The organism is Flavobacterium sp. SLB02 (assembly GCF_009664855.1).
Lineage (GTDB): Bacteria > Bacteroidota > Bacteroidia > Flavobacteriales > Flavobacteriaceae > Flavobacterium.
In genome coordinates this window covers 5,294,119-5,313,154 of record NZ_CP045928.1, presented here as the reverse complement: position 1 = coordinate 5,313,154, position 19,036 = coordinate 5,294,119, and the positions used below count along the sequence as shown (strand labels likewise).

Annotated in this window: 1 protein-coding gene and 1 pseudogene; both read right to left on the bottom strand. The window is 35.4% G+C overall.

What is annotated here, in order from left to right; translation table 11 throughout:
* Positions 1-22: 22 nt before the first annotated feature.
* Positions 23-17,617, bottom strand: a complete 17,595-nt coding sequence (locus tag GIY83_RS19985; RefSeq protein ID WP_208683078.1) for a T9SS type B sorting domain-containing protein — start codon at positions 17,615-17,617, stop codon at positions 23-25.
* 134 nt (positions 17,618-17,751) lie between these two features.
* Positions 17,752-19,036, bottom strand: a pseudogene (locus GIY83_RS25000) (hypothetical protein); the annotation flags it as partial.

Sequence of the window (19,036 nt, the reverse complement as noted above, 5' to 3'; positions counted from 1 at the left end):
ATCATTAGGGGCTCTTATTTTGTTATCTGTATAAAGTGAAATGTCCTACAAACTCTCTGTCATCTTTAGCATCGTTCAGTTTAAGAACATACCAGTAATCTCCTGAAGGTAATTCCGCACCGTTGTATCTACCATCCCATTTTTGACCGTAGTGATACTTGGCAATTACACGACCGTATCTGTCGAAGATAGAGAACTCAAGGTTGTTGTAAATATTCGTACAACCAGGACCCCATGTTGTGTTTGTAGCACCACCAGGAGTAAAGTAATTATCAAGACAAACGTCTGTGTAAATTCCAGGAAGAGTTATGGTCGCTGTACATCCGTTTCTATCTCTCACAATTACAACATAATCTGCAGTTTTGTAGTATTTGTATTTGTTTGAAGATGTAAACGGCTCTCCGTTGAAGCTATACTCGTAACCAGGAGCTCCACCAGCTGCAGTAACTGAAAGGATATTCATTTCTTCCTGACCTGGAGTTTTTATAAGTGTTAACGGATCGTATGCTTTGATATCAAAACTAGCCGTTGGCACTTTACATCCGTTAGTATGTCTTGCCACGATAAAGTGTTTTCCAGGAGCAACATTTGTAAAGATGTTCCCTGGCTGGAAAGGACCTACATCACTATCAAGTGCATAATCTACTTGTGTAAGATCTGTATTACTCTCATCAACTGTTACTGTAACCATATTAGATTGTGAATTGTTTACACAATCGTAATTTACCTCTACAGTTGGATCAAGCTTTACTGGTTCCGGCATATCGATTGTAACTTCAGTCATACATCCGCTGTTATCGATAATGTAAACTATATGCTTACCTCCTGATAATCCATTATAATCTTCTGTATCTCCATCAACCGGAAGGAATGGACCTTTGTCATTATCAAGACTTGCTGTATAAGGCGCTGTTCCTCCAATAATCTGAATCGCAAATACACCATTTTTGTCTCCAACACAAACCTCTGGAATCATAGAATTTGGAATCTCCACGGCCGAAAGCGGTGCTGGTTCTTTTACTTCTACGTCTTTAAGGAATACATAACATTCGTTTTCATCCTGAACTAATACATCGTAGAAACCTGGTTTAAGGTTTTCGAATACATTTTTGTCAAAGAACTGTTTAAATTCTGGTTCGATTGCATATTTATATGCTCCTACACCACCAGTTGCGTTTACAGTAATTTTACCATTGTTATAACCATTACAAGTTAAAGGTGTTGCAATAGCATCAGCTGTCAATGAAGTATCCGGTTCTGTTAACTCGAACAAAGTAGATACTGTATCACAATCTAAGCTTGTAATTTTTACGATATAAGTTCCAATTGGCAATTCTGTAAATGTACCTGGAATAACCTGTGCCGGAGCTGGAGTAATATCAACACCTGCAGCATTTTGTAAGGTATAAACATAGTTTCCTAAACCTCCATTTGCTAACACACTGATAGAACCCGTAGCGCCACCTTTACACTTAATATCAATTTCGCTAGAGCGCTCAAATCCTAATGCAGGAACTGGTGAGAATTCACTAGTATTAGACACGTAGCTCTTACAATCGTTAGCATCTTTTACAAAATATTTGTATTCCGTTTTTGCTGTTGTTACAGGTAATGTAATATCTACAAAAGAGTTAAATGGTCCTGTGTAATTAATTCCATCTGCACTATAATAGTACGGAGCATTTCCTCCAGTAGCTGTTAACCTCACAACCGGAACTTGTTTACAACTTTCAGTTTTTTGAATTTCTAAATTTGCTTTTACAATTTCTGGCTGATCAATTGTCACTTTATTAGAGTCATTTGTACAAGTCCAGGTATCATTTACAGTAACATAATATGTTCCTGCTTTTAGACCTCTAAACTGGTTTCCTCCTTGTGATTGCTCAACTGTAACAGTTCCGTCAGTTAATACACCATGTAATGTATAGCTATAGTTTCCTGAACCTCCGTTAATTGTATTAATCGTTACTACGCCATCTTCATTGTCGAAACAAGTAAGCATTGGTGTAGCGCTAATTGTAATACTAATTGGTGTTGGGTTTTCTAATTTAGCATCAACAAAACTTTCACAACCCAGGGCATCTTTAGCATATATTCTGTAATCTCCAGCTGTTAACTTGTCAAAAATTGGCGAGTCGCTATATGCTTTAATAATAGTTGTACCTGATCTTAATTCGTATAAGTACTCACCTGGCCATCCTCCAGTTGCTGTAGCAACGATTACACCATCATTATTATCTTTAATACAAGTAATTTCTGACTGCGTTTTAGTAACCGTTAATGCAGCTGTTGGCTGGTTGATTGTAAATGTTGTCTCAACTGTACATTCTGGTTTGTTTACCAGTTTAGCTACAATTTTGTACTGACCTGCTGCCAGGTTATCAACCCAAATTGGACCTGCACTTGTTGTTGTACCTGTGATTGGTAAAACTCCACCCGTAATTGTATACTCGAACGGACCTGCATCATTATCTGGAATTAACTGATTGTCTACGAAAGTTAATTGTACTCTTGTAGTTGTTCCAAAACAAACATTCTCATTTTCAGGTTTAGCGATGATATCGAATGTGTTTGGATTATTGATAAAGTGAACTGCCTGAATCGTACAATTTGTAGCAGGATTCGTTACTGTCACGATATAATTACCAATTCCTAAATCTGTAAAGATTCCGTCTGTACTAGGAGTCGGACCATAAACAGTTCCGTTTGTTCCGCTTAAACTATAGTTTAATCCGGTAATAACAGCTCCTGTTACTGATTTTACTGTTACTGTGATATCTTCATTGTCTACGCAAGTAATCGCATTATCAACTTTGATAACCACATTATCCATTGCAGTAAATGGAACGATTTCATATGTTCCAACCGCAGTACCAATACATTCGTTTTCATCATAAACGTTTATTGTATAAGAACCACCTTTGTAGTCTTTTTCTATAAAGACATTTCTTGGTCCTTTATAAACCTGTGTTACACCATTTATAAACTCATAAGTATACTCTCCTGTACCACCTGTAACACCATTAACCGTTATAGTTGCATAGTTACTAATGTTATCAGTAGTACAACCATAAGGAGTTACAACTGGGTTTGGTACCTTAATTTCCAATGGTTGCTTCACTTCAACAGTTTTATCAGCAGGACAACCTCTTCCTGAAAGTACAGAAACTGTATATGTTCCTGCTATTAATCCTTTAAATACAGGACTCTCTTGTGGTGTTCCACCATTTAGACTGTACATGTATTTAGGGTTATCGTTTACTCCAGGACTTGTTGGAGCAAGACTTGCTGTAATTGTTCCATCATTTCCACCATTACAAGAAACCATAGTAGGAATTGCATCAAATCCGGTAACTTTTGTTGCTGCATCTAAAACAAATACAACTTCATCTGTGCAATTACTTGGTGTTCCTAAATCAGTAACAATAATAGTATGTGAACCAGCAAATAACTTATCAAATACTGCAGGTGTTCCTGTTATTGTTCTAACCCCATCAATAGTAAAACTAAAGTTACCTGATCCTCCAGTTGCACTTGCAGTAACTTGTCCGTCACCGTCTACACATGTTGGGTAGATATCTTTTTTCACCTCTAAAATTACAGGTTGTAAAATAGTGATCAATGCCGGGAATGTAGTTTCGCAACCAAATTTATCTCTTACAACTATGTCATAAGTTTTAGCCGCTTTTACACTGAACTTCAAACCAGATTGGAATCCGTCTCCAACACTGTAAGTAAATGGTCCTACTCCAACTGCAGCAGAATCATCTATTACAATTTCATAATTTCCTAAAGCATCAGCACATTGTGATGTTACACTAGCAGTAAATCCTGCTGGTAACGGATCTTTTTGAATGTTTACAATTATCGGAACAGAAATACATCCGTTTTGATCTTTTGCATAAACATACCATGCTGGTGTTGCAGGATCTAACTCTCTTGTAGCATCTGGCAAGAATACTCCAGGTGTTGCTGTTGGACTTACAGGAACAAATGAATAGGTATAATCAGGTGTTCCACCGTGACCTGCAACTGTAACAAGAGCTCCAGTTGTACAATTAGCATTATCATTATCTTCTTCTGTAACTGTAACAACAACAGGATCGTTTATAACAACTGTGAAAGTTGTTGGACAACTTGTGATATCATCAAGGATATCAATTTTGTAAGATCCCGTAGCTAAGTTAGATAAAGTAACTACAGCATTAGAAGTTGTAACTGGTGCCGAAGGAGCATCAGTGTCTTTAGTTATTGTATAAGTATAAGTTCCTTTGAAATTAGAAACCGTAAATATTGCTTTACCATCATTATTACCAATACAAGTCTTAGCGAAAGACTCACCATCTACAATGATTCTAACTACATCTTTTATAGTTAATACATCACTCAATGAACACTTATTACTATCAGTTACCTCAAATTTATAATCACCAAATGGTAATCCGCTGAATACAGCCGGAACCGCACTTCCTGATGTTGTGATTGGTGCATAAAGTGTTGTTGGTACTCCATTGAATTCTATAATTTTAAATTCTAATGCACCTACACCATTTGTAGCTTTCACTGTAACATTACTATTTACAGCAGCACAAGTAATAGCTGTTGGTGAGAATGTTAAAGCACTTGGCTTGTTTAACGGAACAATCGGAACTGTTACCGGACTTGTTTCACATCCATTAGCATCTCTAACTGTATAGGTAACTGATGCAATTGAACCATCATTACTTACTGAAATACGATCTAGTGAATCATATCCTTTACCATCAAAGTTATACTGATATGTTCCTGCTCCAGTACCACCTTTACCTTCTACCACTATTTCTGTAAGTGTGCTACAAGATGTATTTGGTGTAACTGAATGATCTGCCTCTAATAAAGGTGGCTCTGTAATTGTAATTGTACTTGCTAATGAAGAACAACCTTTTCCATCTGTTACCACTACTGTGTAAATATCCGCAGGTAAACCTGTATAAGCTCCGCTTGTATCACCAGTAGTATTAACTATACCTTTTACACTTGTAAGTACAAATTTATAAGGTCCAACTCCACCTGATGGTACAACAGTTAAACTACCGTTACTTTCAGTAAAACATCTTACATTAGTTTGTGAATCTGCAAGTGTTGGAATTACAGGCTCGTTAACTGTTATAGGAGTGGTTGTAACCGTACATGGGAGATTACTATCTGAAATTTCAAAAGTATAAACCCCGAAAGCAGTTACAGATTCTGTAAAATTACCCGTAGTTGTTTTTGGACCACCAACTGCGTTTCCGTCTAAGTACATTTGGTAGGCGTAATCCTTTTTACCACCTTGAATTTCAACAACAATTCTTGCTGGTACATCACCTGTACAGAAAAGATCTTTATCTACTGTTGCAGTAGCAATTAAACGCTCTTCAATTATGTATTCTATATCATCAGTACATCCGTTATCATCAGTTAAGACAATTTTGTATTTACCTGCTTTTGTAAATGTTATGTTATTAGTTGTTGGTAAACCATTTACAGTAAATATTTTAATACCATTGTAAGTTGTAGATATTGCAGCATCAGCAAAATCAATTGTAATATCTGCATCTACAAAACATTTCTGTGCCGGCACCTTAAGTTCTGGAGCTGCATTGTAAACAACTGTAATTGGTTTAAGTACAGATGTACATCCCTTAACATCACGTACATAAACATCCCATGATAGATCTGTTAAATTTGTATGAGCTGTAAAAGGTATAGTAACATCTTTGAATTCTGTTGTAGCAGGAACTTCTTCACCAGCTTTAACAACAGCATACGTATAATTTGCAGTTCCTCCTGTTATACCAGACACCGTAATTTCTGAGTCTGCTTGTGAACAATATACTTTAGTCGCATTTGGCGTAAAGTCAATTGGAGCCGGCATTGTAATTATAACATTAGCCGATTTAGAACACTGTGTTTTAGTATCTGTTATTGTTACTGTATACTCTCCTTGTTCAAGTCCTGTTAATGTAATAACATCATTAGCTTGAGTTGGTGGGTTATAAGCCAATCCGGTTGGATTACTTGTTACTGCAATCGAATAGTTTCCAGTTGAACTAAAATCAGAAACTGTAAAAGTTGCTTCTCCATTATTATCAGTTCCGTTTGCTGTATTACAGCTTACATTAACTGATGATGTCTTAACAATATTAATTTTAGTTAAATTTTTAATTGTATATGGTCTTTCTACAGAACATCCTCTAGCATCTGTCACTCTAAACATATAAGTACCTGCACTTAAGCCAGCAAATACTGGTGAAGTTAAGTTATCATGATACGTTGGAGCAATCATTTCGTATTTATCAATTGCATAACCACCAACTGCCGTTAAAGTAACTTCTGTTAATTCATCTGGACAAGTAGGTTCTACTGTTACATCAAAATCAATATCTGTTAATTGTATGAAAGGACTAACTGTTACACTTCCATTTGCTGTACAACCATTGGCATCAGTTACAAAATAATCTACTGTATGCGAGTTTTTATCATTTGGAATAATCACTTTACTACCGTCAGAATTTAAGCCTCCATCAAAACTATATTGATATTTATATGAACCTGTTCCTCCAGTTGCTTCAAATGTTACTTCAGCTTCTTCCGGATTATTTCCTGTAAGACATCCAAAATCTTTAAGAGTATGCTTAACTTCTAAATCATCTGTTGGTTCCCCAACTTGATAATCTAAGTATAGCGAACATTTTCTCTTAGAAGTCACGGTAATTCTATAGTTTTCTTTAGGAAGATTTGTAAATACATTATCTGTTTGTACAATACCTGCCGGTAAAGCTGCACCTGAGACTAATGAAATAGCATAAGTATAAGCCGGATCATTATTTCCTGCCAATAAATTTACTGTAATTGTTCCAGTAGCTCCACCTTTACAAAGTACATTAGTTACCACAGCATCAAAAGTAACATCAGTTCCTTTTTCTAATTTAAATTCTGCACTAGTAGAACAACCCGTATTAACATTATCTGTCATCGTTAAGGTATACGTAATATCTTCTGTAAGACCTGTAACAGTTTTAGCAATAGGATCTATTAACATACCAGGGTTATTTGGACTAATATTATAACTGTAGTCACCTGAGCCACCAGTTGGAACAAATGATATTGCACCATTACTAATACCACAATCAGGTAGTAAAGATGGAGATGGCACTAATTTAAGAGGCTCATCAATAGTAATAGTTTGTTCATATTCACAATCATTTTTGTCTTTGATTGTAACTTTATGACTTCCTGAATGTTGATCAGTTATCGTATAAGGGAAAGTACCTGTATATTTTTCAAATAAACCATTATCCAATTTTATATAATATGGCGCTATTCCTGCGTTGCTTAAAGTAACCTCAATTCCGTATTTATCCTGAGCCACACATTTATTAGCTACAGCTAAAGTAATTTCCGGACTTGGATCTTTAGTAATCACCTGACCTAAAGTAACAGGACAACCCTGGCTATCTTTTACTACAATATTCCAATTTGTAGTAGTAGCACTATAAGGCAATTCTAAAACATTTTCATCACCAAACGAAGTTGGCGCTGTAGCTGTAAGCGGATCGTAAATACCATATTGATATGGCCCTGTTCCACCACCAGCAGTAACCGTTACAATCGCACCTTTGTTGCAATTTGCATTTATCACATTCGTAACTGACGCTTTCAGTGCTGATGCTGGCTGTTTTATTTGGAAAACAGCGGTAGATGAGCAATTAGTTATGTTTTCTTTCACATAAAGCGTGTAATTACCAGGCAATAAACCTGTTATTGTTGCACTGTATGGAGCTGTTGTAATATTACCAAATTTTGGAGTTGCAATTGGCAAATTGGTCAAATTATCTCTTACTTCATAATAAATTGCAGTCCCTCCTAAATCAGTTACTTCAAAACTTACCTCACCATTACCAGAGCCGTAACAAGTTACATTTTTTGGTGTAGCCGTAACGGTCATGTTTGAAATCTTAGGTGTTTTATAATCGAAATAAGATGGACAACCATTGGCATCTACCACCATAAAAGTGTAGTTCGTATTTTGTTCTAAACCAACAAAAGTGTATTCTCTGTCTGGTATAGCACCAGATGAAGTACCAAGTCCATAAATAGAATATGTGAAATCCGGAACACCTGAACCAGCTAGTAGCTCTAATTTAACAGAGATACCTTCATCGCAATTTAGACCTATTGCTTGCGCTTTAAATTTTAAATAAGGAGGCGGTGCAATTCTTAATGCAGTACTTTCAAACTTACATCCTTTTGCATCTACTATATTAATGAAATAATCACCGAAAACTAAATTAGGGAAATTATGGTATGTCTTTGCATCTGCAATTGTATTTGCAGTGTAGGTATCTATTTGTGTCATAGTATTATCATATAAATAATACGTAAATGGCGCCGTACCTCCAGAAGTAGTTTTAAGTTTAATATCTATGCTTCCTGGTTGTGTGCTGTTACATGTAATTCCATTTAAATTAATATCAGTATCAATCGCTGCAGGAGCTAAGACATTCGCTGTACCACTAACTTCACAATTTTTACTATCTCTAACAACATAAGCATAGCTTCCTGCTGCTAAACCACCGTAAACAAATTGATCAATGAAAGCTCCGCCATTAAAACTATATTTAAATGGCCCAACTCCTGTTAATGCTTCCAGTTTTACTGATCCGTCTTTATCCCCATTACAAGTAGGACTTACAAGGGTTACTTTAGCTGTCACTGCTTCAGGATCTTTAACTTCAACTGCAACTGTTTCTTTTTTACATCCGTTTGCATCAGTAATTTCGAATTGATAGATACCAGCTGTTGAAACTGGATAATCGAAAAATGTTCCTGTAAAAGTATTTCCTGTAACTGGATAAGTACCTGCATCAACTTTTACTTTATAAGTGAAACCTGGTTTACCTCCACTTACAACTTTAACTCTTATATTACCATCAATTGGAGTAACTAATGTACATGTAAGCCCCGTAGTCAACTCTGCACTTACAGTCATTGCATCATAAACAGTAACACTTGTAGTTCCCGTACAACCGTTAGCATCCTTTACAGTAATGGTATAAGTTCCTGCTCCTACCGTAAATGTATTTGACGGATTTGGTACAACACCTGTATTAATTGTAAAAGTATATGGCGCAACACCACCATGACCTTCAGCTTCAATTATAAATGCATTTCCAGAAGCAGTACATTGATTTTTTACTTCAGCAGTAACCGTTGGTGCTAAATCTTTAGCAATAGGTACATCTATTTTAACGGTACACTTATTACCGTCTTTTACCCAAACATCCCAATTTGCATTTGTTGTTGGATTTAGATCAGCGCTTGCAGCATCTTTATAATCAGAATCTGCTGGAGTAACATTATTTTGCACGAAAGCATATTTATAGTCAAGCGTTCCTCCTGTAGCATGAACTGTTACTTTAGAAGTCGCTTTTCCGCAATTTGCATTTACATTAGAATCTAAAAATAACTCTAAAGGATTTGCAGGCTGAACAATTGTAATTTTTGTTGAAACAGTACAATTTGTAGTTTCATCTGTAAATAATACATCATACTGACCTTCCTCAAGATTAGATAAGGTAAAAGTATTTAATGTTTGATTTGCTATAGGAGTTGCACCGTTTATTGAGTAGCTGTATGAACCTGTAAATTTTCCAACATTATATCTAATATTTCCTGTTTTTTCTTTTGGAATTGCAAAACAGTAAACATCATTAAGTTTAGTTGCTATTGCAGTCATTGAAACCAATGGAGGAATATTTATATTGAATTCATCATAACAACCATTAGCAGCTGTTGCTCTAAAAGTATAGTTACCTGAAACAAGATCAGTGAAAATTCCATTTGTAGCACCAGTTGTATTAGTTTGTCCTGAAACAATTGTATATGAAGTTACTGCACCACTACCGTTAACTAAAGTAATTGTAGCTGTACTTTTTTGACTTGCAGTAGGATTACAATAGATAGGAGTTGCAACAACTTTTTCAATTTTAGGCGGATTAAGCGGTTGTATTGTAAGTGTTTGTATACCTGTCTCACAACCATTACCATCCATTACAGAATATTTAACGGTTTGTACTTTAGTGTTATCAGCTACTTGTAAAGTATTTGAATTACCATATGATCCGTTATTAAAACTATAAGTGTATGGTAATATTCCTCCTATTGCTGTTATAACAACATCTTTAGATTCTTTAGTATTTGAAGTATTACAAGTAAATGCATCAATTTTTGCATCTGCTTTAAGTTCTGTTGGCTGCTTAATTACCACTTGTGTAGTACCCTCACAACCTATGGCATCTTTAACAACGATATTATAAGTTCCTTCTATTAATCCAGAAGGATTATTTATTGTATAATTTGTAGCCGGAGTTCCAACTCTCTTAATAGAGTATGTATGTGGCGCTTTTCCGGAAGTTGGTGTAACTAAAATACTTCCCGTGGCACCACCAAAACATTTAACATCCTTATGACTTGTATCAAATGTTAAAACAGTTGCTTTAAGTGTTACCGGAATATCTGCTGTATAAGCATAACAAACTGGATTAGCACTATCATTAACTCTAAACTTGTAAGTTCCCGCTGCAGTTGCAGTATAAGGGCTTGCAACTGTTGAGTAGCTTCCTCCATTAAATGAAACTGCAAAAGTATGAATACCTTTACCACCGCCAGAAGTTAACTTGATAGTTGTTTCTGATGTACAATCAGTATCTACGACTACCTCTGGTGTAATTGTTAACTGCTGAGCAACTATGTAATTGATAAAAGCTTCACAACCAAATTTATCTTTTACTGTTAATTTATAATTTCCAGGAGTTAAGCTAAATGTAGCTGAATCTCCAAAATCAGTACCATTTTTACTAAATGTTGCCGGTGTTGCAAAAGTTCCTGTAATTGTTACAGAAACAGGACTTCCTGGATAACATTGCGCTGCAATAGGATTGATAGTTGGAAGATCTTCTGTTAGTATTGCAATTGTTTTCTTAACCGCACAATTATTTACATCTTTTACATAAACATCTATACTAGTTGTTAAAACAGCTGTATCAACTGTTAAAATTGTTCCGTAAGGGGTACTTGGAACAGTAGACGGACTTTTTGCATAAGCATAAGTATAGTTACCGCTACCTCCTGATATACCTGTTATTGTAAGCGTTGCAATTTTATTATTACAACTAATTTTTGATGCATTAACAGTAAAATTAATTGCAGTTGCAGTACCCACAGTTACCTGTTTGCTATCTGAACTACATCCTGTTGCAAGATCAGTTGCAACAAAAGTATAGGTTCCCGGAGCTAAATTAGTATAGGTTACTACATTTCCGTTGACGTTTGGAGTACCAGTATTTGGAGAAAAAGTATAGCTAAAGTTACCTGTACTGCTTATGTCAGACACTGTAAATGAAGCTTTACCATTTTTAGCATCATAACATACTTCATCTACTTTTGAACCTTCAGCTTTGATTTTAACTGCTTGGTCAATAGTTTTCTTATCATTTACACTACATCCTCTCGCATCTGTTGCTTTAAATGAATACTCACCTGCCACTAATCCTGTAAAAATACCTGTAGTGTTTGAAGGTGGTGAAGTTGGTCCTCCTGTTACTTCATAAGTAATTGGAGCAATTCCGCCAGTTGTTGTAAGCGTTAGACTTGTGTTGTTTTTATTACAAGTAATTGCTGCCGGTACAGAAAAATTAATTAAAGTTGGCGGATTAAATGCCGGAACTTTAATTTCATTTTCGGCTGTACATCCGTTAGCATCTTTTACATAAAATTTAATCGTTTGCTCAGAAGTTGTATTTGTAACTGTTTTGGTAGTTACATCATTATAACTTGTGCCACCATCAAAATTATATTTGTAACCGCCTGCTCCACCTTCACCGATAATAGTGATTACCGTGCTGGTGCTGCAAGTTGTATTAGCCGGGAAACTACCTTTAACTGCAACTTTTGTTGGGTTAGTTAAAGTAACTTCATAAACTATTGATTCACAACCTTTACTGTCTTTTACCTGATACGTATATTTTCTGGTATTTACTGCACCTACAAACGCATTTAAGTTTGAATACGTAGCAGATGTACCATAACTACCACCATTAAATTTAAATTGGTAAGTTGGCCCTGATCCTCCTGCTGGTAAAACTGTAAATGAACCATTTGAGTCATTATTACATTTTGGATTTGTCTGGCTTGCTATTGAAGCTGTTGGAGTTAGTTTTGTATCTACTTTTGCAGCAGCAGTAACTACAGAACATCCTTTTGAATCTGTAACTTTAAATACATAACTACCTACTTTAGATGTTTTATAGATATTACTAGTCATATCAGCAAAAGTAGTTCCACCGTCTTCTGATACTTTATAAGTATAAGGCGCAATTCCTTCTGAAGCAACAATTGTGATTTCAGCTTCCGGTGTTAATGTACAGTCTATTAATTTAGTTATACGAGGACTTGCAATAATTTGTTTTCCAATTTGAATTCCTGTAATTGCATCAGCAATACATCCGTTACCGTCTGTTACTACAACTGAGTATGTTCCTGGCCCAACTTCAAATTTATTATTATCTTTTTGAGCTGTTGCTCCGTTCAAGCTGTAATAGAAAGGCGCTATTCCTCCCTCTACTTTAACAACAATAGTGGCTTTATTGGCAGCATCATAACATAAGTCAGAAGACTCGTCCAAGGTTATTTTTGGTTTAGTCGGATCTTTTACTTCTACAGGATCTGAAGCTGAAGAAGCACAAGAGTTTTTATCTTTAACTACTACAAAATAGGATCCCTCTGGTACATCATCAAATGTAGCTTTGTCACTGGTTCTGTAAATCGTACCATTTGCATGATAAAGTTCGTAAGTATATTTAGGCGAACCTCCTACCGGAATAGCCGTAATTGACGCTCCCAAAATACATGTAGAAGGTTTTGTAACACTTGCTGTTGTGGTAATCGTTGTTGGTGCTGTTATTTCTTTTTCGAAAGAACTTTGACATAATCCAGCATCATCATTCTTAACGATAATTTTATAATTTCCTTTGGCTAATCCAGAAATGGTAAATGGTGAGGTTGTTGCTGTATTCCAGGTTCCACCATTATCAAGAGAATATTTAAATCCATCTTTTGCATCAAAATTTTCAACAGTAAGTGTGATCTTACCATCGTTTTTATCACTACAAGTGGCATTGTCAATTACAGGTTCTGAAACTTTAAATGCTTTGTTGGTTTCGATAATAACATCAAATTTCTTCTCTGTTATACAAGATTTAGGTAATTGACGAACCCAAATATCATCTACAAGTAAATCATTTCCGCTGAATTTATTATTATAAGAACGAATTACAAAACTAAGATTATTGTATGCACCAGGATTTAAAGACAATTCTTTATAATTCCAAATTTCATTTCTTGGTACTTTCCAAGGATTTGCCGTATCGGTTGTTGCAACGATAGTTTCTCCTGGTCCGCCTAGGTCATTAACTAATTGTATAGTTAATTCAGGATCGTAATAATTGGATCCAGTAGTACTCTTCATTAAATTTTCTGCCCATAATGAAATAATTACAGGTTGATCTACAATAACATCTTTAATAGGTTTACTGTAAATAATACCTCCAACTCCAGCTGAACTTCCGATATTAACACATAAAAATCTTCCAAATTTATCAGCAGGTAAAGTGTGATCTTTTGCAACTACCCAAGTACCTCCAAAAGTTGTTTTTATACTACTTGCAACAGCATATTTACCATCGTTTATCTGATAATCATTGATGTTACCACATATCGATGGAAAAGTTGCCGGATGTGGAGTCGTTTCATCTTCAAAACAATATTTCGGGCTGATTCCAGGAGTTGTAGTATATCCTCCTTGTCCAAAATCTTCTTGTAATAAGTTACTATATGTTGCTGCCGAAACAGCTTTGTATTTTACTGATATTACATGTTTCCCTACAGGAACATTATTAAATACATTGCTGGTAATAGGGGTATTTGGTTTGGTATCAATATAGTACTCATAAGTATAATTTGCTCCACCTGTATTGTTTACTACAATAGTTGCATTTCCGGTTCCGTTGCAATTGTAAACTACTTTAGGGTTTGGCTCAATAGAAGGATCTGCTGGTTTAGGATCTAAAACAATATCTTTCATTGCGTAAACACAATCTTTACTGTCTTTAACGTATACAGTATATTTTCCCGGATCCACAAAAGCTTCGTTCTCATTTATCCAGGTTTTTTGATCATCAAAACTATAAGTATAAAGAGGTGTTCCTCCTTGTACATTTGTAATTCTGATTTTTCCCTGATGTTCAAATCCTGGCAGACCACAACCAGCCAGTTCAGAGACTCCTGCAGAAGCACTTAATGCATTTTCTGGACCTGTAATTTTTATTATTCTTGGCTCATCTAAACATTCTGCACCCTCATATACATATTTTACAACAAGTGAATAACTTCCCGGTGCAAGATTAGTTATTGGTGAAATAGAATTAAATGCTCCGTTATTAAGGCTGTATGAAACGGCATAACCAGAGTCTGCAGGTGAAACATCAATTTTAATCTGACCTCCGTTAGTTCCGTAACAATCAACATTACTAGGTGTAACTGTAATAGTAGGTTTTGGAACCATAACCATTTTTACCGGAAGCGCCATAACTTTACATCCTTTGTCATCGACAACCTCTATATTGAAGATACCATCTGCAGGTAAAGTTTCCGCTGTAACAACTATTTTAGGATTTGTAACATAATTAACATTCCCGTTTATGTAATACATATAATATGGTGGTGGTCCCGGTCTTGGAGTTCCTCCTTTTACCGTTACCAGAATTTCTCCCGCACCACATTCTGATAGTGTTTTAGTAACTTTAGCTTCAGCTGTTAAACGATAATCAAAAACTTCTACTTCTTTAATTACACTACAGCCATTATTGGCAGTAGACATAATTACCTCATATACAAAACCTGGTTCAACACCAGTAAATACCTTGTAATTATCTGTTATTAATCCTGTATTTTGAATTTCAGCTGTAGTTCCTTTTTTTCTAAGAATAAATTTATAATTTCCTGGAACATTACTTATAGTTGCAGTTATAGTTCCTAAATCTCCTGTACAAATTGGGTTAGTTGCTTTAAGATCTGTTTTAAATTCAAGTTCTTCAACATTAACATCCACAAAGAAAGGACATGCTGAGATTTGACCATCTATTAATACAGTCTGTCTAATCTGAACTTTATAACTTCCTTTCGGAACATTATAGAAAGTACTTTCAGGTTGATAATTAACCCCATCAAGGCTATAATTATAACCTGTATTTTCAGGTGGATTTGTAACTTTAATCCATCCTTTGGTATTACAAATGATATCTTGCTTTTCAGCTTTAGAATCCAGTTTGTTTTGGTAAACATTAAAATAATGTGTCACCACACAAGTGTTCCCATAATTTACAACAACTCTAAAAACTCCCGGTCTGTCAGCAGTAAATTTAGTACTATTTTCAACAATTGTTGTCCAATTTGTTGCTCCTTCATAAGGACAGCTCTCCGGATTAGGCTCATCTTTTGAAGGCACATCTGTTGTTTCCTGCCACGTTACTTTTGTAGCTCCGGTAATCTGTGTATCAATGTCTCTCTTGTCATTAAGTCCACATAAGAAAATTTTAGGAAACGGTTTTTTATCCCTAACACATGTGAAAGCTTCTCCTGTAGCCGGATCAATATTGTCTCCTTTGATCGGATTTTTAATAGTTGAAGCAAGATAATCTGTTACATTAAATGTTTGTTGTATTGGCTCACAATTGGCTGCGCCACTATTGTCAACCGTATACTTTCCAGGTTTGTTAATTGTAACTGTTCTGTTGTTACCACCAAAAACAACTCCGTTTGGATCTTTCCATACATAAGTATTATAGCCCAAAGCAGCCGTTAAAGTTGTGGTACCACAAAGCGAAACATCTCTACTAAACAAACATTTATCTATACCTACTAAAAAGTTTGTTGCTGTTGGTTCTCCAACATTACATTCCGAAATCGTAGAGTAACTTCCTTCTCCAAATCCTTCAGGAGTGGTATTTTTTACACCATAATATTTAGAAAATGCTATATTTTCAATTTTGTTGGCACAAGCATCAATCAGCTCATTACAATCATCTACCACTTTTACTTTAAATTTAATTGAGTAAGGTATTAGTGGACCATTTGCAACAACCAACGCATCAGGTATAGTAAAAACGAGTCTTCTTGCCACAGGGTCATAAGCTGCGGTAATTCTGGAGTCCATCGTAATACTATTAAGACCTCCGAAAATTACATTTTTAGGAAGGTTGTCTGTAATTGTAAAATTTTTAGCATCATCATTTCCTTCATTCCTAAAATTAATCTCGTATTGTAGATCCTGACTTAGTGTTACAGGCTTCCCATTAATATTCTTATTGTCTTTATCTAGCACATTCTTCCTAAGTACTATTTTTGGAGCAATAATCTCTACTGCTAACGCATTAAAAAACATATAATAAGAATCTGAAGAAGTACTAATTCTAAGAGTTGCATTAGTTTCGTCGTTCTGTATTATTGAATTATTTTTGTTATCTATTTTTACAACACCAGCATCATAACCAAGTGTATTTATACTTTTAGGATTACGATCCATCATATAAGTATCTCCATCTGAAATACTACTATTAAAAAAGTTCGGTATAGACTTAGGATTTCTTCCGGTTGTAACTCTAATTGGTCTTACCAGTGATGATATAGCTCCAAATGCAGCAGATTTTGCTCCTTTAATTTCCAGACCGTCGCCCTCTAATGGGTTATCGCCCTCTAAAGCGCTAAAAGCTAATTTTACATTTACATCTCCAAAAGGATTCGTTCTAAAACCTGAAATAGGAATATCTAATGGACCATCACTACTTCTAATAATACTAAAACCATCAAAACTAGTAATATATTTATTAGGCAGTAAAGGATCTTTATAGATTATAAAAATAGACCAACCTGCTGCACTGGCTCCTGGAGCAAATTTCCCTTCAGTACAAACTATATCTCCTACAGTATAATCTCCCTCTTTAGCAGCAATAACTTCATTTGTAATTTCTTTAAAACAAGCATATGGTTTGGCTACGTATGGATTTGATACACCAGCACCACCTTCATCAAAAAGCAATTCTCCTGTGATAGTTTTATAAGCTGCTGTGGGACTCTTAAATTTGACTTGATTAATCTTACTCCTATCCGTACCACGATAAGTTCCGCCCCAATATAAAGCAGCATACACAATTTCATAACAAGTTTTACTAGCTTGCGGAATTGTTAATTTTGCAGAACTTGAATTATATGTATCAGTATTATTATCAATATCAATATATTTCATAGTGAAATCGTCATTTAACTTACTGTCTTCACCAATTACATCGTAAGGATCTTTAGGACGCTCACCATTTCCATTATCTCTATTGAGAATATTGTTTCCAATAACTAAAATATCTCCATTTAAACTGGTTGTTTTTCTTGGAGTAAAACCCTTTCTTAACTGGGCGTGAGAAGAGATACTTAGCAATACAAGTACCGCTGCAATAAATACTTTAAAAATAGTAGGTTTTTTCATAGTCTTCATTTTGTTTTGCTTGTCCTGAAATTTTTTAAGGGGCATTAAAAAATAAATTAAAGCGTTCTAAACATTTATTTTACTGTCCTTCTGAAAATTCAGAAGGACTGAAATTTTTAATTATATATTTTCAATTAATTCTCCACTTTTACGATGGCCATTTTCCCGTTATATGGCTTGGTTCCTTTTGCTTCTAATGCCTTAGTTGCTTCAGATAAACCTTCGAATTTCTCGTAATAGATATAATATTTACTTGTTGTTACATTGTAAAAGAAATTAACATCTGAACGTCCTGCTGCAACTGCTTTTGCAAGGAACTGATCACGTTTTTCTACACTATTGTGAACTGCAATAATTAAATAATAACCGCTATCAGAATTTTTAATATTCTTGATAATCTGCATATTCGACTGGTCTTCACCAAAATCAAAATCACTTGCGGTTAATGGTGTACTGCTTATCTTAGTCGTTTCTTTAATGCGTTTAAGAGCGGCAACGTCCTGCGCATATCTTCCCTGATCATTTTCGTACGCTGCACGTTTGATTCTACGTTTTTTCTCAATTTCAGTTTCAGCTTTAATACGTTCTAAATTCGAAAGTAAAGTGGCACTGTCTTCTTCCATTTTTAATTGTGCTGCTTTCAACTGGTTGATCTTATCCAGATATGCCTTATTTAAAGCATCATTTTTATTCGGGAATTTTTTAAGTCTTTCGTTATATAAATTAGTCAGCTTAGCGATTTCATCTTTTTGGATTCTGTTAGCATCCGCAAGTTGTGTTTTTAAAGCCTCTAACTGGCTGTTTTCGGCCGCAACACTTTTGAAAGGTTTTGGCTCTTTATAGATTCCTTTTTCACTTAAATCATTCTCTTCTTTTAAGTCATTCAAATCTCTTTGTTTATTAGCCACAGTGGTATTGAACTGAGACAATAAATCTTTTTGATTTTTAACCGAATTCTCGATAGATTGTGTTAAATCATCTATCGCTTTTGCTGTATCGTCTTTTGGAGCTGAAGCTGCTTTTGCAATTGCATCTGCGGCTAATTTTGCCTGAAGTGCTTCGGCATCCGCTTTCGCTTTGGCATCGGCCAATAATTTTGCTTCACGCGCTTCTTCTGCTAATCTCAATTGTCTTGTTTCTTCTTCAGCTTGTAATCTTTCTGTAGCTTCGGCATCCGCTTTTGCTCTTTGATCTGCCAATAACTTAGCTTGTGCAGCTTGCATATCGGCTTTCGCTTTAGCATCCGCATCTAGTTTTGCCTGAAGAGCTTCTGCATCAGCTTTGGCTTTAGAATCGGCAGCTAATTTTGCCTGAAGAGCTTCTGCATCGGCTTTCGCTTTAGCATCGGCAGCTAATTTAGCTTGTAGTGCTGCTGCATCAGCTTTGGCTTTAGCATCGGCAGCTAATTTTGCCTGAAGA

Coding starts and splice junctions, on each gene's coding strand:
- GIY83_RS19985 (WP_208683078.1), bottom strand. CDS start 17,617: ATGAAAAAACCTACTATTTTTAAAGTATTTATTGCAGCGGTACTTGTA.